At 73.5% G+C, this 19,535-nt stretch carries 19 protein-coding genes; 5 read left to right on the forward strand and 14 right to left on the reverse strand.

The genetic code is table 11. From position 1 onward, the window contains the following. Positions 1–43: 43 nt before the first annotated feature. The 3 genes from PVK37_RS10080 to PVK37_RS10090 form a co-directional block, all read right to left on the reverse strand. Entirely contained in the window at positions 44–1,264 is a 1,221-nt protein-coding gene (locus PVK37_RS10080; RefSeq protein WP_275033558.1) for a S8 family peptidase, read from the reverse strand. A 284-nt stretch (positions 1,265–1,548) separates the two neighbouring features. Then, positions 1,549–1,974, reverse strand: coding sequence for a hypothetical protein (locus PVK37_RS10085; RefSeq protein ID WP_275033559.1), 426 nt, complete (start codon positions 1,972–1,974; stop codon positions 1,549–1,551). Between the two features lie 30 nt (positions 1,975–2,004). Next, a complete protein-coding gene (locus tag PVK37_RS10090) occupies positions 2,005–2,502 on the reverse strand; it encodes a GNAT family N-acetyltransferase (protein ID WP_275033560.1) in 498 nt (165 codons plus the stop codon). 54 nt (positions 2,503–2,556) lie between these two features. On the opposite strand from PVK37_RS10090, the gene PVK37_RS10095 reads away from it, so the two are divergent. Further along, on the forward strand, positions 2,557–3,099 hold the full coding sequence (locus tag PVK37_RS10095; protein ID WP_275033561.1) for a DUF6817 domain-containing protein: 543 nt from the start codon (positions 2,557–2,559) through the stop codon (positions 3,097–3,099). Between the two features lie 46 nt (positions 3,100–3,145). Here PVK37_RS10095 and PVK37_RS10100 read toward each other — a convergent pair whose 3' ends face one another. Continuing rightward, the gene (locus PVK37_RS10100) at positions 3,146–4,357 is read right to left on the reverse strand and encodes a DUF4352 domain-containing protein (protein ID WP_275033562.1); all 1,212 of its coding nucleotides are present in this window, start codon (positions 4,355–4,357) and stop codon (positions 3,146–3,148) included. Positions 4,358–4,647: 290 nt separating this feature from the next. Here PVK37_RS10100 and PVK37_RS10105 point away from each other — a divergent pair, with 290 nt between their 5' ends. Next, positions 4,648–5,163, forward strand: a complete 516-nt coding sequence (locus tag PVK37_RS10105; protein ID WP_275033563.1) for a DUF6624 domain-containing protein — start codon at positions 4,648–4,650, stop codon at positions 5,161–5,163. A 62-nt stretch (positions 5,164–5,225) separates the two neighbouring features. Here PVK37_RS10105 and PVK37_RS10110 read toward each other — a convergent pair whose 3' ends face one another. The 5 genes from PVK37_RS10110 to PVK37_RS10130 form a co-directional block, all read right to left on the reverse strand. Then, positions 5,226–5,888 (reverse strand): 4'-phosphopantetheinyl transferase family protein, encoded by a 663-nt coding sequence (locus PVK37_RS10110; RefSeq protein ID WP_275033564.1) that lies wholly within the window; start codon positions 5,886–5,888, stop codon positions 5,226–5,228. A 200-nt stretch (positions 5,889–6,088) separates the two neighbouring features. Continuing rightward, positions 6,089–6,865 carry a peptidase gene (locus tag PVK37_RS10115; protein WP_275033565.1) on the reverse strand — a complete coding sequence of 259 codons (777 nt, stop codon included), beginning with the start codon at positions 6,863–6,865 and terminating at the stop codon, positions 6,089–6,091. Between the two features lie 5 nt (positions 6,866–6,870). Then, positions 6,871–8,187: a VWA domain-containing protein gene (locus PVK37_RS10120; RefSeq protein ID WP_423791068.1), complete on the reverse strand. Its 1,317-nt coding sequence runs from the start codon at positions 8,185–8,187 to the stop codon at positions 6,871–6,873. 215 nt (positions 8,188–8,402) lie between these two features. Further along, entirely contained in the window at positions 8,403–9,056 is a 654-nt protein-coding gene (locus PVK37_RS10125) for an HNH endonuclease family protein (protein ID WP_275033567.1), read from the reverse strand. Positions 9,057–9,546: 490 nt separating this feature from the next. Then, positions 9,547–11,328, reverse strand: a complete 1,782-nt coding sequence (locus PVK37_RS10130) for a dolichyl-phosphate-mannose--protein mannosyltransferase (RefSeq protein WP_423791022.1) — start codon at positions 11,326–11,328, stop codon at positions 9,547–9,549. 17 nt (positions 11,329–11,345) lie between these two features. Here PVK37_RS10130 and rsmI point away from each other — a divergent pair, with 17 nt between their 5' ends. Then, entirely contained in the window at positions 11,346–12,212 is an 867-nt protein-coding gene (gene rsmI / locus PVK37_RS10135; protein ID WP_423791023.1) for a 16S rRNA (cytidine(1402)-2'-O)-methyltransferase, read from the forward strand. Between the two features lie 50 nt (positions 12,213–12,262). On the opposite strand, the gene PVK37_RS10140 is transcribed toward rsmI, so the two are convergent. Then, positions 12,263–13,378, reverse strand: a complete 1,116-nt coding sequence (locus tag PVK37_RS10140) for a hypothetical protein (protein WP_423791024.1) — start codon at positions 13,376–13,378, stop codon at positions 12,263–12,265. A gap of 151 nt (positions 13,379–13,529) precedes the next feature. On the opposite strand from PVK37_RS10140, the gene metG reads away from it, so the two are divergent. After that, the gene (gene metG / locus PVK37_RS10145) at positions 13,530–15,332 is read left to right on the forward strand and encodes a methionine--tRNA ligase (RefSeq protein ID WP_275033571.1); all 1,803 of its coding nucleotides are present in this window, start codon (positions 13,530–13,532) and stop codon (positions 15,330–15,332) included. Positions 15,333–15,390: 58 nt separating this feature from the next. On the opposite strand, the gene PVK37_RS10150 is transcribed toward metG, so the two are convergent. The 4 genes from PVK37_RS10150 to PVK37_RS10165 all read right to left on the reverse strand — a co-directional run bounded on the left by PVK37_RS10150 (position 15,391) and on the right by PVK37_RS10165 (position 18,548). Beyond that, entirely contained in the window at positions 15,391–15,819 is a 429-nt protein-coding gene (locus PVK37_RS10150) for a VOC family protein (protein WP_275033572.1), read from the reverse strand. Positions 15,820–15,829: 10 nt separating this feature from the next. After that, on the reverse strand, positions 15,830–16,288 hold the full coding sequence (locus PVK37_RS10155; RefSeq protein ID WP_275033573.1) for a helix-turn-helix transcriptional regulator: 459 nt from the start codon (positions 16,286–16,288) through the stop codon (positions 15,830–15,832). Between the two features lie 44 nt (positions 16,289–16,332). After that, the gene (locus PVK37_RS10160) at positions 16,333–17,184 is read right to left on the reverse strand and encodes an alpha/beta fold hydrolase (RefSeq protein WP_275033574.1); all 852 of its coding nucleotides are present in this window, start codon (positions 17,182–17,184) and stop codon (positions 16,333–16,335) included. A gap of 116 nt (positions 17,185–17,300) precedes the next feature. Further along, positions 17,301–18,548 (reverse strand): hypothetical protein, encoded by a 1,248-nt coding sequence (locus PVK37_RS10165; RefSeq protein WP_275033575.1) that lies wholly within the window; start codon positions 18,546–18,548, stop codon positions 17,301–17,303. Positions 18,549–18,637: 89 nt separating this feature from the next. On the opposite strand from PVK37_RS10165, the gene PVK37_RS10170 reads away from it, so the two are divergent. Further along, the gene (locus tag PVK37_RS10170; protein WP_275033576.1) at positions 18,638–19,534 is read left to right on the forward strand and encodes a TatD family hydrolase; all 897 of its coding nucleotides are present in this window, start codon (positions 18,638–18,640) and stop codon (positions 19,532–19,534) included. Position 19,535 lies beyond the last annotated feature (1 nt).

Here is a 19,535-nt window from a genome sequence, read left to right on the forward strand (position 1 = left end):
GTCCGGCGGAGCCCCTGCGCGGAGGGTCTCAGAGCAGCGGGTCTCAGAGCAGCGGGGACAGGTACAGCAGCTTGTTGGGGGAGCCGGTGCCCGGGTTGGTGACCACCGGACTGGCGACGGCGGTCAGGTAGGCGTGCACCTGGGCGGGCGTCCAGGTCGGGTTGTTGCCGAGTACCCGGGCGGCGACCCCGGCCACGTGCGGCGCGGCGTGCGAGGTTCCGCTCCACGAGACGGTGGCCGTGTTCGAGGTGTACGTGGCCGACACGATGTTCACGCCGGGCGCGAAGAGGTCCACGCAACTTCCCCAGTTGGAGAAGCTGGCGCGGGCATCGTTCGACTGGGTCGCGCCGACGGTCAGGGCGGTCGGTACCGAGGCCAGCGGGTAGTTGCAGGCGTTGGCGTTCGAGTTGCCCGCCGCCACGACCACCGTGACCCCGTCGGCGACGAGGTTCGCCACCGCCGTGTTCACCGCGTTGCTCAGGCCGGCCATCAGCGCGATGGTGGCGACGGCGGGCGGATCCCAGGGCTGGTGGTCGGCGACCACCCAGTTGATGCCGTTGATCACGGTGGTGACGGTGCTGGGCAGGCCGGTGCAGTCGCCGGCCACCTTCACCGCGACCAGCAGGACGTCCTTCGCCACCCCGTACGTGGTGCCGCCGATGGTGGCGGCCACGTGCGTGCCGTGCCCGACGCAGTCCTCCGCCGGCAGCGTGCCGTCGATGGCGTCGTACCCGTGGTACGCCTGACCGCCGAACTCCTGGTGGCTGACGTGGATGCCGGTGTCGACGACGTACGCCCGGACCGGGTAGCCCTCGCTGACGTAGTTGTAGCTGGTGCTGAGCCCGACCGGCGCGTCGATCCGGTCCAGGTTCCAGGGCGCGTTCGGCTGCGTGGTGGACAACTCGACGGTCTGGTCCCGTTCGACGTACTCCACCGACGGGTGGGCGGCCAGCCGGCGGGCGACCGCCTCCGAGGTGCGTACCGAGAAGCCGTTGAGCGCCTCACCCCACACCCGGTCCGGCCGGATGCCGAAACGCTCGGCCAGTTGCCCCACGAGGGTGGCGACGGCGGACTGCCGGGTGCCGGCCCGGCCGCCGACCGCGCTGTCCCGGAGCACGACCAGGTAGCTTCCGGGAACCGCGGTCGCGCCGGCCGGCCCCCGGATCTCACCGACCGCCGCCGGAGCCCGGTCGGCTGCCGCAGCCCGGTCGGGGGCCGGACCGGCGAAGCCGGTGGCGGCCAGGGCGGTGGCGAGCAGCGCCACGGCCGTCAGTCCACGTCGGCGGGCACCGGCCGTCGGTCCACGTCGGTCGGGGTGGGCCGTCAGCCCTCGCCCGTAGCGGCCGGCCGTCGGCCCACCCCGGCGGGGGCCGTTGGTCGGTCCGACCCAGCGGGGGCCGGTGGCGGTCACCCATGGGAGTCTCATCTGCGCGCCCCTTTCTGGCCGGCCACTCCAGCGCTTCCGGCACCGGTCCGGTGGCCTCGGGATGGTTGCCAGAATCTACAGAACCGGCGGCCCCGGCAGAATCGTCAGCACATCGGTGAACGTCATTTCTTCGCCGGGCGACAAAGTTGCGGCGCACGTGTATCAGAACGCCGGCTGGCGATTCGGGTAAGGGTCCGGACGAGGTCGACGGCCGGGACGGCAGACTCAGGCCCCCCGGCACCGCCCCGGTGCGGCAGGACCATCCGCAGGTCGAGCGCCCGGGACGGGGTGACGAACGCCCGCCAGTAGGCGTCGACAGGCAGAGACGCCTCCACCGACACCGTCGCGCTCCCGTCCACCCGCACGGACAGGGGCTCGCTGCGGGTCCAGTCCAGGGCCGCCTGGACGACCCGCAGGCCGGCGGTGACCGGAACGTCGACCGATTGGCCCGGCCGGAGCCCGGCCACCCGGAGCCCGTCCACGGTCACCCAGACCCGGCGCAGTACGGCCCCCGCGTCATACGGTCGGCTGAGGTGCAGAATGCCCATCGGACCCCCATCCTTCCGGTGACCTTGAGGCTACCCGTCGGGCGTCAGCTCGCGGACGTGCCGCAGACCGGGCTGCCCGTCCAGGGTCACCTCGCCGACCGGGGTGAAACCCGTGGCCCGCAGCACCCCGAGCGACCCGGCGTTGGTCAGCGTGGCCGAGGCGTACAGCCGGCGCAGCCGGTACGTGTCGCGGGCCAGGGTGAGGACCCGGCGGACGGCGTCGGTGGCGACACCTCGGCCGGTGACCCGTTCCGCCACCCGGAAACCCAGCGCGGCGCTGCCGTCGGCCGGGTCCACGTCGACCAGGTTGACCCGCCCCAGTACGGCCCCGTCGCCGTCGACCAGCAGGTGGAAGTGGTGCCGGCCGGCGGCCTGCTCGGCGAGGATCTCCGTGTGCCGGGCGGCGAAACCGGTGAAGTAGTCGTCGCCCCGGTCCGGCACGGACCGCGCGAACCAGGCCCGGTTCTCCCGTTCGAAGTGCAGCAGCGCGGTGGCGTGGTGGGCGGCGAGCCGCTGGAGTTCGTACATCCGGGCCACGGTAGCGATCCGCGCCCCGGGCCGGGTCCCCCTACAGTCGGGGGAATGAGCCGACTTGACGACGCATGTCGATGGCTGCGGGAGCGGGGCGCCGAGACCGTCGACCATCCCGGCGGCACCCTCTACGCCCACCTGCTGCGGGTCCACGACCGGCTGGGGGCCGCCGGCCACGACGAGGCCGTCCGCCTGGCCGGGCTCACCCATGCCGCGTACGGCACCGACGGCTTCGACCTCGTCCTGCTCGACCCGGCTGACCGGGAACCGCTGCGGGCGCTGGTCGGCGTGGACGCGGAACGACTGGTCCACCTGTACGGGGCCTGCGACCGGCGGCGGAGCTGGCGGAACCTGGCCGGGACCGGGCAGCTCGTCGACCGGCACACCGGCCGGGTCGAGACGCTGGCCCCGGGGCAGCTCCGTCCGTTCGTGGACCTCTGCGTCGTCAACGAGCTGGACGTCATGGCGTACGACCCGACGGTGGCGCAGCGGTACGGCGACTACTTCCGTACCCTTTTCGCCGCCTGGTCGCCGGTGGCCTCGCCGGACGTGACGGCCGAGGCGCGGCGGCTGCTCGGCGACGACGGCGGCTGACCGCGCCCGGCCCGGCGACGGCGGCACCCCGGCGTCGCCGCCCCCGTCACGGTTTCCAGGAGCCGGCGGCCTCGAAGTTGTGCTGGTACTCGACCACGCCCTTCTTGTCGGCCACGTCGAAGACCACGGTGCCGCTGCGCTTGCTGCCGGTCCGCAGGTTGACCCCGGAGTCGAGCGGGTTGCCGCAGCCGGAGAGCGCGCCGATCAGCCCGTTGGTGGTGGTGCCGTCGTCGGCCACCCACTCGAAGTAGAACGGGTTGATCGAGGCGGTGCCCTTGGTGACCCGGGCGGTCACGTCGGCGATCAGGTACATCCCCTCGTCCGGGTCGGGCGCGAACGACCGGCAACCCTTGTTCGAGGTGGTGAACCGGTTGATGGTGACCTCGAGGGTGCCGTCGCTGTCGGTGATCACCAGGGTGTCGCCGACCTTCATGTCGAAGGTCTCGCCGTCGTTGCGGGTCCGGGTCGGCTCGGGGGCAGCGGCGGTCGGGCTGGACGCGAGCCCCGGCGCGGCGTCCGTCGGCGCGATCAGCGGCGCGTTGGAACTGCCCGACGTGGGCAGTCCGTATCCGGGATCCTGGTCGGGGATCTCGTCCCCGGTCAGCGCCACGACGGCCAGCCCGGCGCAGCAGAGCAACACCAGCGCCGCCGCGATGATGCCGACGACCAGCAGGGCCTTCCCGCCGCCACCGGACGACTTGGCCGGCGCGTACGGCGGTCCGGGCGGATACCCGGGGCCGGGCCCGTACGCCGGGCCGGGCGGCAGCGCCCCGCCCAACGGCGGCGGGTACCCGGGCGCGCCCGAGGCCGGCGGATAGCCCGGCGCGCCGGAGACCGGTGGCGGGTAGCCGGGCGCGCCGGAGACCGGCGGGTACCCCGGCGCTCCGGAGGACGGCGGCGGGTAGCCGGGCGCTCCCGAGCCCGGCGGTGGGTAGCCCGGCGCGCCGGAGGACGGCGGCGGGTAGCCCGGCGCACCCGAGGACGGTGGCGGGTAGCCGGGCGCGCCGGAGACCGGGGGGTACGCCGATTCGGGCGCGCCGCTGGTCGGGTACGGCGGCACCGGGGTCGACGGCTCCGGCTGGTACGCCGGGTAGGGCGTGGTGGGCGGGTAGCTGCCCCCCGGCGGGTAGGCCGGCGAGCCGGGCGGGTACGCGGGTGGCGGTGCCGTCGGATCCGGGTGGTACTGCGGATCCGAGTAGCCGTACGGGTCAGGGTCCGGCTGGTAGGGATCCTGCGGCGGGCCTGGGGGGTGACTCACGGTGCTCCCGGATACAGAGGGACGAGAGGGCTCGGCGCTCTCCCCACCCGGGGGTGCCGAGGCACCGACACATCCTTCCCTGCGGCAGCTCCGCAGGCGTCCCCTGTTCGTACCGAACACGCGGACTGACCGACCGTGCCGACCGGGACACCACCGTGCCCCACGATCGATTCTGCCAGGCCGGGGAAGCCGTCCCGTCCGACCCTGGACGGATTTTCCGGCCCGGTGCGTCACCTACGGTCGGTTCCGGGTCGGCCGTCGACCCACGAGCCGAAAACGGGAGCACCGGAATGACGGACGGGAACGACGAACTGGCCGCGCTGGCGGACGAGCTGACCGCGATGACCGACGAGGACCGCAGCCGGCAGCCGGGCGCGCTCGGCCCGGACCTGCCCGCCCGGTTGGCGTACCGGGAGGTGACCACGCGGAACGCGGACCGGCTCGCCACGATCCTCGACCGGTACGGCTGGCCGGGGCGGAGCCTGGTCGGCGCGGAAGCGGCCCGGCGGGCCTGGCTGGTCGCGGCGCACGCGGACCGGCAGCTCGACGTGCAGCGGCGGGCGCTGCGCCTGATGGAAGCGGCGGTGGCGGCGGGCGAGGCGGAGCCGGCGCAACTCGCCACCCTCCGTGACCGGGTGCTGGTCAACGAGGGCCACCCCCAGCGGTACGGCACGCAGATCGCCGACGTGGTCGACGGGGAGCCGGTGCCGTGGCCGGTCGAGGACCCGGATCGGCTCGACGTGCGCCGCGCCGAGGTCGGTCTCGAGCCGTTCGCCGTGCACGTCAGCCGTCACGCACCCCGCTGACGGCGGCCCGGCCGACGGCCCGGCCAGCCAGGGAAGACGACCGTCAGCCGGGAAGGCGACCGTCAGTACGGGAGCAGGACGGCGGCGGTGCGGACCAGGCCGTCGGCCACGACGAACCGTCCGGTGATCAGGCCGGGCGGGTCGTCGACCTTCTCCCGGGCCTGCTCGACCTTGGCCGGCGCGACGCGGGCGGTGAAGACCCCCGCGTCCGGGTCCAGCTCGACGTGGGCGTCGTGGAAGTCGAGCCAGGTGCCGACCACCGGGTGCCACACCTTGTAGACGGTCTCCTTGGCGCTGAAGATCACCGCGTGCCAGGAGGTGCCGGCCGGGAGCTGCGGGCAGCGGTCCAGCTCGGCCGGCAGGCAGATCAGCCGGCGTACCCCGTCGTCGAGGATCTTGTGCTGCTCGGCGTCCATGCCGACCGAGCGGACCTCGTCGCGGCGGGCCGCTGCGGCGGCAGCGTACCCCCGGGTGTGGGTGATGGTGCCGACCACCTGCGCCGGCCAGACCGGGGAGCGGTCCTCGGCGGACGGGACCGCCACCGGCGGCAGGCCGAGGTCGGTCATGGCCCGGCGGGCGCAGACCCGGCCGGCGGTGAAGTCGCGCCGCCGGCTCTCCACCGCCCGCTCGCCGAGGCAGGCTTGCTCGGCGGGCAGCAGCTCACCGACGAAGTCCGCCGGCCCGGCCACCGCCACTGCGACCGACGGTGGCAGCAGGTCACGCATCACGCTCCCCCTTCAGGTACGCCGACAGCCGTGCCAGGCCGGCGGCGGGCCGACCCCACGGTACCGGGGAGGGCCCGCCGCCGGACATCGACGGCGAACTCATTCTCGCGGAGTTGCCGGGTGCCGACCACCCCGCCGGTCGGCTCCGGCCCGGGTGCCCCCGCGGCACGGCACGCGTCCACGCGGGGGCACCCGTGCGGTCACGGGCGGCGGCGGGTGAGGGCGAAACCGACGATGCTGGCGACGGCGGCGAGGACACCGCCGGCCGTGGTCCAGATCCACCGGGACGACAGGTCGGGCAGCCAGCCCGTCCAGTCCCAGCCGTCGTCATCGTCGGCGGGAAGCGCGGCCGGGTCGCCGGTGAGGATCTGACCGGCCTTCGTGTTCGGATGCAGCGGGGTGGACAGCTCACCCTCGTCGGCCCCGGCGTCACCGTCGTCGGCCGAGACCAGCAGGTCCACGTCGATCGGCGCGCCCAGGTCCGGCTCGGGCAGCGCCACCACGGAGAGCCGGACGTAGTACGTGCCGGGCAGCGGGTCGGCGGACCACGGCTCGGCCCAGGACCGCACCCGGCGCAGCGTGCAGCCGAGGGAGACGCTGCCGGCGGACCCGGCCACGGTCGGGGTCTGCGCCCCGGCGGTGCACGCCTGTCGGCGGCGCAGCCCGTCGAAGACGTCGACCGTCCAGGTGGCCGCCCCGGTGCGCGGCTTCGGGAAGGTCACCGTCACGGCGATCTCGTGGGTCTGCCCGGCGTCGGCCGGGAACGACCAGTACAGGTGGTCACCCAGCGCGCCGCCCACCCGCACCGGCTGCCCGGCGCTGATCCCGGTGGCGGTCAGGAACGAGGTGCCCGCCGTGGTCACCGTGGTCGCGCCGGGCGAGGGGGTCGGCTGGGCGGCCGCCGGGCCCGCCGGGAGCAGGGTGAGCGCGGCGACGGCCAGCGCCGCCGCCCCGGCCCGCGTCGATCGGGTACGCATCGTCGTCACTTCTCCCCCCAGGTGGCGACCCACCAGCGGGTCAGTACGCCGGCGAGCAGCCCGGTGAGCAGGCCGGCCACGGTCAGCAGGAGCAGCAGCACCCAGCCGCGTCCCAGGTCGGGGCCGTCCGGCGTGGGCGAGGCGTCGACCACGTCGATGGTCAGCTCGACCGGCATCCCGGGTTCGGTGCGGGTACCGGCGGCCGGCGCGAAGGCGTTGCTGACCACCAGGCAGACCGTCGTCGGTCGATCGGCGTCGGGCGTGGCGGAGACCTCGGTACCCGCGCCGGTGTCGTCGTCCGCGTCGTCGTCCCCGTCGTCGCCGGTGGCGGACCAGCGCAGCCCGGCGGAGAGCACGTCGGTGCGTCCGCTGCCGGCGTCACTGCCCCGGACCAGCTCGCGGCCGTCGGGTGCGGTGGCCCGCAGCAGCACCGCGTGGTCCGGTCGCAGCGGCCGGTCCAGCGAGATGCTCACCGAGGCCCGCAGCTCCTGGTCGGCCCGGACCGGCACCCGGTACCAGCGGTGCTCGGAGAACCGCTCCCGGTCGGTGTAGACGCCGGGGGCGAGCAGCGGCGCGTCGGCGCACCCGGCGGCGCCGCCGACCGTGGTGGGGGTCCGGGTGTACGTGTCACGGGCCCGGTCGACCAGTTGCTTGATCCGTCCGGTGAGTTCCTCGGCGCTCTGCGCGGCGGTGTACGTCCCGCCGGTGGCGGTGGCGATGCACAGCAACTGCCGGCGGACCTTCTCGTCCGGTGCCAGGCCGAGGGTGTCCACCACCAGTTTGGTGCCCTGGGCGGCCAGTTCCCGGGCCACCTCGCACGGGTCGGGTGGGGCGCAGGTGTCCTCCCCGTCGGTGATCAGCACGATCCGGCGGGTGGTGGCCCCGGTGCCGAGGTCCTTCGCGGCCTCGCGCAGGGCCAGGCCGACCGGGGTGAAGCCGGTGGGCCGCAGGGTCGCCACGGCGGCCTTGGCCTGGTTACGGTCGACCGGACCGACCGGCACGATCTGCTGGGTGTCCCGGCAGCCGACCTTCTTGTCCTTGCCGGGGTAGGTGGCCCCGAGTACCCGGATGCCGAGCTGGGTCTCGTCGGGCAGCGCGTCGACGACCTCGTTGAACGCCTGCTGGGCGACCGCGATCCGGGTGCGTCCGCCGATGTCGGCGGCCCGCATCGAGCCGCTGACGTCGAGTACCAGCTCCACCCGGGGTGGCTCGGGTGGCGGTTCGTCGTCGTCATGGTCATCGGCGGCGGCGGGTGCCGGCCCGGTCAGCAGGATGGCCGCCAGCAGCCCGACGAGGACGGCGAGGCGGCGTTTCTCGATGATCACGGCCGGCACCCTACCGTCCAGTGTGGAACCGCCCCCCTCCCGCGTCCCTCCGCGTCCCTCCCGCCCCTCTCTCCGCGTTGATCATGAAGTTGTTGTCCGGAGCACCGGCGTGTCGCGTCGACAACTTCATGGTCAACGCGGAAGGGGAAGGGTGGGGGTGGGTGGGGGTGGTGGCCCGGCCGGGTGAGGCGGGTCGGCCGGGCCGCCGCCGGTCAGAACGCGTGCGTCACGGTGACGGTGATGTTGGAGCAGGAGTTCGCGTAGCTGGTCAGGGCGTTCTTCTCGGTCGTGTCGACGGTGAGCCGCCAGCGGGTCTTCACTGCCGCCCACTCGGCGACGTACCGGCACCGGTCGTTGGTCGGCATCCAGGTGGCCGGGTCCTGGTCGCCCTTGGCCTGGTTGACGTTGTCGGTCACGGCGACCAGCGAGCGGACGTCGCCCAGGTCGTTGGCGAAGGACTGGCGGCGGGAGGTGGTCCAGCTCCGCGCGCCCGAGTCCCACGCCTCGGCCAACGCGACCATGTGGTCGATGTCCAGGTCGGAGGGGTTGGTCCAGTAGGTCGCGTCGTAGTAGGAGTACCACCGGCCGCCGGTGAGGGTGCAGCCCGAGCCGACCGAGGGCCGGGTGGTCGCCTCGGCGATCAACACCTCGTACCGGGTGTTGCAACCGTCGCTGTCGGCGTCGATCCAGTGCGGGAAGAGGTCCCGCGAGTAGCCGGTGCGGATCTCGGTGGCGACGGGCAGGTTGGCGATCAGGGTGCGTAACGGCTGCGAGATCGTCGCCGCCTGGGCCGGGGCGGCCAGGCCGGCGGTGGCGACGGTGACGGCGGCCAGCAGGCCGCCCAGCCAACGGAGGGTACGGGACATGACAACTCCATCCGGATCACGGTATTGCCGTCATTCGACGTTACGGAGATGCCCATGGATCCCGAGTCAGGTGAACTTAGCGAAAATTATCGATGCAGGTGCCGGGCTGTCGCAGGTCCGGGCGGGGTGGCGTACCACCGCAAGGTGGATGTGGCCGCACGGAAAGTTATATGTCGGATGTAAACTATTTGCCCGGCGGGGCGTGGGTCGGGAATCTGACCCGAGGTGACCCGTTGTGCCGGTGATCCGAGGTGGTTAAGCTCTCTCTTGCGCGCCCCAATCGCCCGCTTCCCCCGTGGCAGGCGATCGGGGCGCGTCTCGTTGTGTGCCCGGGACCCACGCCGCCCGGCCTGCCCCGCGGCCCTGTCGACGATCCGACCTCCCGACGCCGCCCCTCCGGTCCCGGCCCGCCGCCGGTGCACCCGTCGCTGGACGTGACCCGGCAGCTCGGACGGTGCCGTGCCGGGGGCGGCCCCGGCACGGCATGCGGTCAGATCCAGCGACCGTCCAGCCACATCCGCGCCGACCAGTCCGCGTACGGGATGAGCTGGCCGACGAAGATCGGATAGAAGTAGGCGAAGCAGATCGCCACCAGCAGGACGTACACCCCGGCGACGACGCTGCCGATCAGCCGGCGGTCGTACGCCTCCTGCGCGGCGGCCGACCCGGGTGGAGCCGGCGCCCGCGCCCCGGCCGGCGAGATGATCGCCCCGAGCACGTACACCACCGCCAGCACCAGGAACGGCAGGGCCGGCGCGGTGTAGAACGAGAACATCACCCGGCCGTCGCTGATCGCGAACCAGAACCACGGCAGCAGCCCGGCCGCCACCGTGAGCAGGATCGCCCCGGCGCGCCAGTCCCGCCGGGCGATGCCCAGCCAGGCCGTGGCGGCCAGCGCCGGCAGGAACGACCACCACAGCAGCGGGGTACCGAGCAGCAGGATCTCACTGGCGCAGCTCGGCGCGCCGCAGTTGCCCTCGCCCGACCAGTGGAAGGCCACCGGGCGGCCGAGCAGCAGCCACTGCCACGGCCAGGACTGGTACTTGTGCGGGGTGCTGAGCGTGGTGTGGAAGTCCAGCGCCGCCCGGTGGTACGTGTACAGGTTCTGGAGCGCCCCGAGCACCGGCGTGTCGCTCAACCCGGGGGTGTTCGGGTAGCGCTCGGCGAGCCGGTAGTACCCGTCGTCGGAGAGGAACCAGCCGGTCCAGGTGGCGAGGTAGGCCAGCGCCATCGTCACCCCGGCGAGCACCAGCCAGGGCAGCTCGTCCAGCAGCGCGTCCCGCCAGGGGCGGCGTACCCCGACCGACCGGCGGAGCCCCACCTCCCACAGGATCACCATGAGCGCGAACACCGGGACGAAGTACAGCGCGCTCCACTTGACCCCGAACGCCAGGCCCAGCAGCAGCCCGGCGGCCAGCCGCCACCACGGCACGGCGAACGGGGGACGACCGGCCCGACCGGGGGCGGTGGGGTCCAGGCCGGCGTCGACGGCCCGCGCCCAGCGTCGCCGCCGGGCGTCCCGGTCGAGCACCAGCGCGCCGAACGCGGCCAGGACGAACAGCAGCAGGAAGATGTCGAGCAGGGCGGTGCGGGAGAGCACCAGGTGGAAGCCGTCCAGGGCGAGCAGCAGACCGGCCGCGCAGCCCAGCACGGTGGACCGGAACATCCGCCGGGCGATCCGGACCAGCAGCAGCACCGAGAGCGTACCGGCGATCACCGCGGAGATCCGCCAACCGAACTCGGGGGCGGTGGTCAGCAGGGCACCGGGCACCGAGATGTTGTGCTCGGCGTCCTGGTAGCCGAAGGCCCACTCGCCGAGCCCGATCAGCCACTTGCCCAGCGGCGGGTGCACCACGTACGACGGGGCGTTGTCCTTGAAGTTCCACTCGACGCCGTGCTCGACCAGCGCCCAGCCGTCCCGGGCGTAGTAGACCTCGTCGAAGATCTTGCCCTTGATGTCGCTGAGCCCGACCAGCCGCAGGATCGCGGCGATCGCCACCACCACCGCCGTGGCGAGCCAGGAGTTCCCGTCCAGCCGGCCGTCGATGGTGGCCAGCCGGCGGCGGACCACGTCCGGCAGCCGGCCGCCCCCACCGTCGGCGGGCGGGCCGGCGGAGGACGCTCCGGAGGAGGACGGTCCGCCGGAGTCCGAGGTCTGCTCCACGGGCCCGCTCTCCGGCTGGCCGGCGCTGGCGCTCTGGGCTGCTGTCGACGCCTGGGTCACGTCGCGATCGTAGGCTCCTGGAGGGCCAGCCGGCGTCCTCGTCTCCATTACCGGGAAGTGTGTCGATGAAAGAGCGGGTAACTGTGGGTGAAATGTCGGAAACTGGCCGCCTGATTCTGCTCGGCGCGCCGCTCGGCAATCCCGCCGACGCCTCCGCCCGGCTCCGGGACGTCCTCGCCACCGCCGACGTGGTCGCCGCCGAGGACACCCGCCGGCTCACCCGCCTGGCGCGGGACCTCGACGTCACCGTGCCCGGCCGGATCGTCTCCTACTTCGAGGGCAACGAGGAACGGCGTACCCCGGAACTGGTCGAGGTGATCGTCGCCGGGTACACCGTCGCGCTGGTCACCGACGGCGGCATGCCCAGCGTCTCCGACCCCGGCTACCGGCTGGTCCGGGCCGCCCTCGACGCCGGCGCACCGGTCACCGCCGCGCCCGGCCCCAGCGCCGTCACCACCGCCCTCGCCCTCTCCGGCCTGCCCTGTGACCGGTTCTGCTTCGAGGGCTTCCTGCCCCGCTCGCCGGGCGCCCGGCGGTCCCGCCTGCGGGCGCTGGCCGCCGAGGAACGCACCCTGGTCATCTTCGAGTCCCCGCACCGGATCGCCGCGGCCCTGACCGACCTGGCCGCGGCCTTCGGCGCGGACCGGCCGGCCGCGCTGGCCCGCGAGCTGACCAAGACGTACGAGGAGGTGCTGCGCCGCCCGCTCGGCGAGCTGGCCCGGTGGGCCGCCGAGGGCGAACCGCGCGGCGAGATCACCCTGGTGGTGGCCGGCGCCCCGGAGACCACCCCGGAACCGCCCGGCGAGGACGAACTGCGCGCGGCGGTCGCCGAGCGGGAGGCGGCCGGCGAGTCCCGGCGGGACGCCATCACCGCCGTCGCCACCGAGTACGACCTGCGTCGCCGGGACGTCTACACGATCGTCCACCGCTGACCGGCCCACTTCCCCCTGGTAGGGGTCGTCGGAAGGCCGCCTGGTGGCGGTCAGAACGCCGCCGCGAGGAAACCCAGGGCGACCAGGAGCGGGGCGGTCCAGGCGGCCAGGGTGGCCCAGCGCCGGGAGCGGGGGTCGGCCAGCCCGGCGGTGCCGGTGACCCGGGTGATCCCGGACGCGCACGCCAGCATCAGCGCGAACCCCAGCAGCCAGCGCAGATGCCGGCCACCGCCGGTGTCGACGTACGCCGCCGCGCCGTCCGGGCCGGTCATCCGGGCGGCCAGCGCCGTCCGCGCCTGCCGCTGCTCGGCGGTCACCCCGCTGACCCGTACGCCGTGGGCGAGGAACCCGCCGTCCCCGGCGGTGAACGTGCCCCGGCAGCGCTGGGTCAGACCGCTCCCGGTGCAGTCGACCACCACCGTGCCCGCCGTGCCGTGCCCGACGGCCAGCCAGAACGGCTCGGCGCTCACCCAGGCGAAGAAGGCCACCAGCAGGCTCAGCCCGAGCAGCGCGGGCAGCCCGGACCGGGGATCCCGCTGCCGGGTCGCCCGGGTCCGTGGACGTCGTCGGGGCCAGGCCCACCGGGTCGACGGCGCATCGGGTGCCGCCAGCTCCGTCCGGATCGGGGTGCCGTCCCAGTGCACCTCCTCGATCGGCAGCCAGAAGTCGTCCTCGTCGGCGTCCGGGCCGTCGTCGGCCGGCACCCCCGGACGCGGTGGACCGCCCGGTTGACGGACCGGTACCCGGCTCGGTACCTCGTCCACCGGCGCCCCGGTGGTCGGTTCGATCCGGTACGCCCCGGTGGGGTGTTCTTCGTCCGGATGTTCCGGGGTGTCGGTCCGGTCCGTGTCGACCGGCCGGTGGTGGTCGGGTGGTCGGGGCGGGGTGGCCCGGGGCTGTGGCGCGACCGGCCCGGTCCGTTCCCGGTCGGTCGCGCCCCGGTCCGCGGCGACGGGACCGGCCGACGGGCGGCCGTCCGGGGCGGGGTCGGCCGGCAACCGGCTGTCCGGGGCGGGACCGGCCGGCGGCCGGCTGTCCGGGACGGGGTCGGCTGGCAACCGGCTGTCCGGGGCGGCACCGGCCGCCCTCCGGACGCCCGGGACCGGAGCGTCCGTGCCGGGCTGCTCGTGCTCGCGGGCGGCTCCTCTGCCAGTCACGGCATTCATTGGACACCGACCTGTCGGGCTCAACCCGCAGCTCACCCCGCGTGTCGACGACAAATCGGACGGGCCGGGCCGGTGGGTCCCGGCCGGCTGACCAGCGGGTACCGCCTATTGGTTCGCGATCAGTTCCACGCGGTCACTAGGCTTGTTGGTCATGAGTCACGTTCTCGCGGCGGTAGCCTGGCCGTACGCCAACGGCCCACGCCACATCGGCCACGTCTCCGGTTTCGGCGTCCCCTCCGACGTCTTCGCCCGGTACATGCGGATGGCCGGCCACGACGTGCTCATGGTCTCCGGCACCGACGAGCACGGCACCCCGATCCAGGTGCAGGCGGACGCCGAGGGGGTCACCGCGCGGGAGCTGGCCGACCGGTACAACCGGGTGATCGTGGAGGACCTGCACGGCCTCGGCCTGTCGTACGACCTGTTCACCCGGACCACCACCCGCAACCACTACGCCGTGGTGCAGCAGCTCTTCGAGGGGATGTACCGGAACGGGTACATCGTCCCGAAGGTCACCATGGGCGCGATCTCCCCGTCCACCGGCCGCACCCTGCCCGACCGGTACATCGAGGGCACCTGCCCGATCTGCGGGTACGACAGCGCCCGGGGCGACCAGTGCGACAACTGCGGCAACCAGCTCGACCCGATCGACCTGATCGACCCCAAGTCGAAAATCAACGGGGAGACGCCGCAGTTCGTCGAGACCGAGCACTTCTTCCTCGACCTGCCCGCCCTGGCCGACGTGCTGCGGCGGTGGCTGGACACCCGGGAGGGCTGGCGGCCCAACGTGCTGCGGTTCTCGAAGAACCTGCTCGACGACCTCCAGCCCCGGGCCATCACCCGGGACCTGGACTGGGGGGTGCCGATCCCCCTCGACGGCTGGCGGGACCGCACCGACAAGCGGATCTACGTCTGGTTCGACGCGGTGATCGGCTACCTGTCCGCGTCCATCGAGTGGGCCCGCCGCACCGGCGACCCCGAGGCGTGGCGGAAGTGGTGGTCCACCGACGGGGCCGGCAAGGACGCCCTGGGCTACTACTTCATGGGCAAGGACAACATCGTCTTCCACTCGGTGATCTGGCCGGCGCTGCTGTCCGGGTACTCCGGCGAGGGCGCGAAGGACGGCACGCCGGGTGACCTGGGCCGGCTCAACCTGCCCACCGAGGTCGTCTCCAGCGAGTTCCTGACCATGGAGGGACGCAAGTTCTCCTCGTCCCGCCGGGTGGTCATCTACGTCCGGGACTTCCTCGAACGGTACGACGCCGACGCGCTGCGCTACTTCATCGCCGTCGCCGGCCCGGAGAACAACGACACCGACTTCACCTGGGCGGAGTTCCTCCGCCGCAACAACGACGAGCTGGTGGCCGGCTGGGGCAACCTGGTCAACCGGTCGATCTCGATGGCGGCGAAGAACTTCGGGGCCATCCCGCCGGTCGACCCGGCCGGGCTGACCGAGGCCGACGAGGCGCTGCTGGCGGTGGCCCGCGCCGGCTTCGACACGGTCGGCGACCTGATCGCCCGGCACCGGCAGAAGCAGGCCATCGGCGAGGCGATGAAGGTGGTCGCCGAAGCCAACCGGTACCTCTCCGACCAGGCCCCGTGGAAGCTGAAGGGGGAGGACGACAAGCCCCGGATGGGCACCATCCTGCACGTCGCCCTGCAGGTGGTCAGCGACGCGAACACCCTGCTCACCCCGTTCCTGCCGCACTCCGCGCAGAAGGTGCACGAGCTGCTCGGCGGCACCGGCGTGCACGCCCCGATGCCGTCGCTGGTCGAGGTCGAGGACCTCGACGGCGGGCCGGCGTACCCGGTGCTCACCGGCGACTACACCGTCGGCGCGCGCTGGGAGTCGGTTCCGCTGACGGCCGGTCGGCCGCTGGCCGCGCCGAAGCCGGTGTTCCGCAAGCTCGACCCGTCGATCGTCGACGAGGAACTGGCCCGCCTCGGCGGGTGAGCGACGCCTGACAAGGCGGTGGTCGGCCGGGGCACCCCGGCCGACCACCCGGCGTCGCTCAGCCGAAGTCGTCGGGCGTGAACTCCCGGGGCTCGACCAGCACCAGCCAGTTGCCCGAGTTGTCACGGGCGACGGCCTCCACGCCGTACGGGCGGTCCTCCGGGGTGTTGATGAATTCCACCCCCTTGGCGCTGAGCTCCTGGTAGGTGCGGCGACAGTCGTCGACCCGCAGGCCGAGGGCGAACATCCCACCCTCGTTCAGCGACCGGCGGATCGCCTCGGCCGTCTGCGGCGAGTACGGCGGCCCCGGCACGGTCAGGTGGACCTCCAGTTCGGGCTGGCTCGGATGCTTCACGGTGCACCAGCGGTACCCCTCACCGAGAGTGAGGTCGGTGCCCTCCACGAACCCGAGGACCTCCAGGTAGAACTTCTTGGCGGCGTCGATGTCCTGCACGTACACCGAGGTCAGCGAAATGTTGGTGATCATGTGGGCCACGCTAGGAGCCCTCGGCCGGGCCCGGCTTCTCCTCGCTTGCGCAACCGCGACGCTCGGCCAGACCCCACATGAAGACGAAACATCCCGGGATGCGGGGTGCCCCGGTCGCCGCCCACCGGCGCTGGAACTCGCTCGGTGAGGTGCCGACGATCTGCCGGAAGCGGCTGCTGAACGAACCGAGGCTGGCGAAGCCGACCGCGTGACAGACCTCGGTGACGGTGAGGTTGGTGGCCCGCAGCAGGTCCTGCGCACGTTCCACCCGTCGCCGGGAGACGTACGCCGCGGGGGACATCCCGTACGTGGCGGTGAAGAGCCGGTGGAAGTGGTACTTGCTGAGGCTGGCGACCGCCGCGAGAGCCGCGAGGTCCAGCGGCTCGGCGTAGTGCCGGTCGGCGTGGTCGCGGGCCCGTCGCAGGTGTACCAGCAGGTCACCCGGTGCCCGACGGGGCGGGGTGGGCATAGGAAAGTCTAGCCCGCCGCCCCGCCCGCCCCGTCCGGCCCGGCTCAGGCGTGCGCCATCGCCCGGGTGCCGATGAACTCGGTGATCGCCCGGTTCACCTCGGCGGCGTGGGTCCACGGGATGCCGTGCGGCGCGCCGCGCAGGGTGACCAGCTTGGCGTCGGGCAGCATCTGGGCCAGCCGCTGCCCGGTCGCCGGGAACGGCAGGACGGCGTCCGCGTCGCCCTGCACGATCAGCACCGGTATGTTGATCCGGGGCAGGTCGCCCCGGAAGTCGGTCAGCCAGGCGTCCACACAGTCCAGGGTGCCCTTGGCCGACGCCCGCGCGCCGATGTTCCAGTGCGCCCGGTACGCCTCCTCGCTGACCAGCTTGCCCTTGTTCTGCTGGTAGTTGAAGAAGGCGTCGCAGAAGCTGCTCAGGTACGCGAACCGGTCCTTCATGATCGCCTGCTTGAAGCCGTCGAAGAGCTTCTGCTCGACGCCCTCCGGGTTGTCCGGCGTCTTCAGCAGGAACGGCGCGAGCGGGGCCAGCACCACTGCCTTGCTCACCCGGTTCGACCCGTACGCGCCCAGGTAGCGGGTCACCTCACCGGTGCCCATCGAGTGCCCCACCAAGATCGCGTCCCGCAGGTCGAGTTGGGTCATCAGCACGTCCAGGTCGGCGGCGAAGGTGTCGTAGTCGTACCCGAACGTCGGCTGGCTGGAGTTGCCGAAACCCCGCCGGTCGTACGTGATCACCCGGAACCCGGCGTCCAGCAACGCCATGGTCTGTTTCTCCCAGGTGGCCCCGTTGAACGGGAATCCGTGGATGAGCACCACCGGCCGCCCCGAACCGTGATCCTCGTAGTAAAGGTCGATCGGGGCGCCGTTCTCGGTGCCGACGGTGACGAAAGGCATGCGACCTCCTGAGCACGTGACGGTACGGACGTCCGCGCTTTCCCGGGCCACCGACGGTTATGCCGCCAGCGACAGGTCGGCGGGTGGTGAAGCTGCCAGCAGCAGGCCGTCGACCGTCACGCCGCCAGTGGCAGGTCGACGATCCGGTCGTCGGTGACCTCGACGGCCGGGGCCCACGTCTCGTAGACGCCCCGCTCCTGGCACTGCGCGCCGGTCGCCGTCACCGACTCCGGGTCCGGCCGGCGCAGCCGCAGCCGCAGCCAGCCGGCCTCCTCCCGCAACACCAGGCACTCGACGTCGCGCCAGCACGCGTACCGCAACCGCCGGCCGACCGACTCGACCGGGTACCGGGCGGTACGGGTCATCGCCAGCACCCGGAACCCGCCCGGCAGGTCGGCCACCGCCTCGTACTCGCCACCGGCGTAGCTGCCGACCAGGCGGGTGGACCCGGCCGGCTCGGTGACCGGCACGTACTCCTGGTCCGGGGAGAGACCGGGCACCGCCGCGAGCAGGTGCCGCCAGCGCGGCCCGGCCATCCGCAGCCAGCCGCGCTGCTCGGCCTGGTAGGTGTAGAGCACCACCTCCACCCCCTCCGCCGGGTAGGCGAGCAGGGTGGCGTTGGCCGGCATCGGCAGGTCGGCGAAGTCGCGGGTGACGAACTCCGGGATGACCTGGGTGTCGCTCGGCGCGAACCCGGTCCCGAGCACCGGCGCGCCCAACCGGTCGTGGGCGGGCAGCGCCGTCAGGCCACGGTGCGCGTCGCCGACCGGCAGGTCGTAGTCGCCCGGGTCGGCGGCCCGCCAGCGCAGCGCGTACACCACGTCCCGGCCCTCCGGCCCGACCTCGCCGTCGGTCCGCAGCACCGCCAGGCCCGCCGGGGTACGCAGGTGGGCCACGTCGTGCTCGCGGTGGCAGAAACCGTGCGGCAGCCAGCCGCGTACGTGCCCGGCGAGCTGGCGGGCGGAGAGCACCTTCACCATCCGGGTGCCCCGCCGGATCCGCGCCGAGGCCCGCAACGTGGCGAGCAGCGGATGGCCGGCCGCCGCCGGCTGCTGGGTGAGCGCCTGGACCTGCGCCCAGTCCCGTTCGCGGTGCAACGGCACCAGCAGGGGATCGTCCGGCTCCTCGGCGGGCACCGCCGCGCCGGACACCCCGGTCACCTCGCTGGCGTGCACGAACCGCCGCCACGGCAGTGGCGCGCCGGGCCGGGGCGCCCACTCGAAGCCGGGCACCTCCGTCCCGCTGAAGATCTCGTACGCGGAGCCCCGGGCCAGTTCCTCCGCCGGGTACACCGCACCCCGGTAGGTCACCCGGGTCCCGGCCCGGTCCCGGCCGGCGTCACCGGTCTGGGCGGAGACACTCACCGGCCAGACGCTAAGCGCCCCGGATGCCGGCCGGATGAACGGAGGATTGCCGGTGGGGGACGCCAACCGGCGTTCCGTCCGGGTGTGTGATGCTGGCGGTGATGAGCGAGCCGACCGAATCCCGCCGACAGCGTGCCGCCCGCCGGGCCGGGGAGTTCCCGCCCGCCCCCGAGCCGCTGCCCCGTCCTGTCCCGGACAGTCACACCCACCTCGACATCACGGTCAGCGAGGCCGGTACGCCCGGCGGCCCGGCCGACGACCCGGTGGCCGCCGCGATCGGGGTGGCCGCCTCGGTGGGGGTGGACCGGCTGGTCCAGGTGGGGGTGGACGTCGCCTCGTCCGAGTGGGGCGCCGACGTCGCCGGGCGCTACCCCGCGGTGGTCGCCACCGTCGCCCTGCACCCCAACGAGGCGCCCCGGCTGGCCGACCTGGACGAGGCGCTGCGCCGGATCGAGGCCCTCGCCGCCCTGGACCGGGTACGCGGCATCGGCGAGACCGGCATGGACTTCTTCCGGACCGGCGACGAGGGGCGGGCCGCGCAGGAGGAGAGCTTCCGGGCGCACGTCGCGATCGCCAAGCGGTACGGCAAGCCGCTGGTGATCCACGACCGGGACGCGCACGCCGACGTGCTGCGCATCCTGGACGACGAGGGCGCCCCGGACACCGTCGTGCTGCACTGCTTCTCCGGCGACGCGGAGTTCGCCGCCGAGTGCGTCCGCCGGGGGTACCTGCTCAGCTTCGCCGGCACGGTGACCTTCGCCAGCGCCGGGGCGCTGCGTGAGGCCGCCGCCCTGACCCCGCCCGGGCAGCTGCTGGTGGAGACCGACGCGCCGTACCTGACCCCGATGCCGCACCGGGGGCGGCCGAACGCGTCGTACCTGATCCCGCTCACCGTCCGGTCGTTGGCCGCCACCACCGGCACCGACCTCGACGAGCTGTGCGGTCACCTCTCCGCCAACGGCGACCGCGTCTTCGGTACCTGGTAGG

Origin of the sequence: Micromonospora cathayae (assembly GCF_028993575.1) — a bacterium.
GTDB lineage: Bacteria > Actinomycetota > Actinomycetes > Mycobacteriales > Micromonosporaceae > Micromonospora > Micromonospora cathayae.

Excerpts from the sequence above, each read along its gene's own strand:
- PVK37_RS10085 (WP_275033559.1), bottom strand. The coding sequence starts at position 1,974 with ATGGGCATTCTGCACCTCAGCCGACCGTATGACGCGGGGGCCGTACTG.
- PVK37_RS10090 (WP_275033560.1), bottom strand. The coding sequence starts at position 2,502 with ATGTACGAACTCCAGCGGCTCGCCGCCCACCACGCCACCGCGCTGCTG.
- PVK37_RS10095 (WP_275033561.1), top strand. The coding sequence starts at position 2,557 with ATGAGCCGACTTGACGACGCATGTCGATGGCTGCGGGAGCGGGGCGCC.
- PVK37_RS10105 (WP_275033563.1), top strand. The coding sequence starts at position 4,648 with ATGACGGACGGGAACGACGAACTGGCCGCGCTGGCGGACGAGCTGACC.
- PVK37_RS10110 (WP_275033564.1), bottom strand. The coding sequence starts at position 5,888 with ATGCGTGACCTGCTGCCACCGTCGGTCGCAGTGGCGGTGGCCGGGCCG.
- PVK37_RS10115 (WP_275033565.1), bottom strand. The coding sequence starts at position 6,865 with ATGCGTACCCGATCGACGCGGGCCGGGGCGGCGGCGCTGGCCGTCGCC.
- PVK37_RS10125 (WP_275033567.1), bottom strand. The coding sequence starts at position 9,056 with ATGTCCCGTACCCTCCGTTGGCTGGGCGGCCTGCTGGCCGCCGTCACC.
- PVK37_RS10130 (WP_423791022.1), bottom strand. The coding sequence starts at position 11,328 with ATGGAGACGAGGACGCCGGCTGGCCCTCCAGGAGCCTACGATCGCGAC.
- rsmI (WP_423791023.1), top strand. The coding sequence starts at position 11,346 with ATGAAAGAGCGGGTAACTGTGGGTGAAATGTCGGAAACTGGCCGCCTG.
- PVK37_RS10140 (WP_423791024.1), bottom strand. The coding sequence starts at position 13,378 with ATGAATGCCGTGACTGGCAGAGGAGCCGCCCGCGAGCACGAGCAGCCC.
- metG (WP_275033571.1), top strand. The coding sequence starts at position 13,530 with ATGAGTCACGTTCTCGCGGCGGTAGCCTGGCCGTACGCCAACGGCCCA.
- PVK37_RS10150 (WP_275033572.1), bottom strand. The coding sequence starts at position 15,819 with ATGATCACCAACATTTCGCTGACCTCGGTGTACGTGCAGGACATCGAC.
- PVK37_RS10155 (WP_275033573.1), bottom strand. The coding sequence starts at position 16,288 with ATGCCCACCCCGCCCCGTCGGGCACCGGGTGACCTGCTGGTACACCTG.
- PVK37_RS10160 (WP_275033574.1), bottom strand. The coding sequence starts at position 17,184 with ATGCCTTTCGTCACCGTCGGCACCGAGAACGGCGCCCCGATCGACCTT.
- PVK37_RS10170 (WP_275033576.1), top strand. The coding sequence starts at position 18,638 with ATGCTGGCGGTGATGAGCGAGCCGACCGAATCCCGCCGACAGCGTGCC.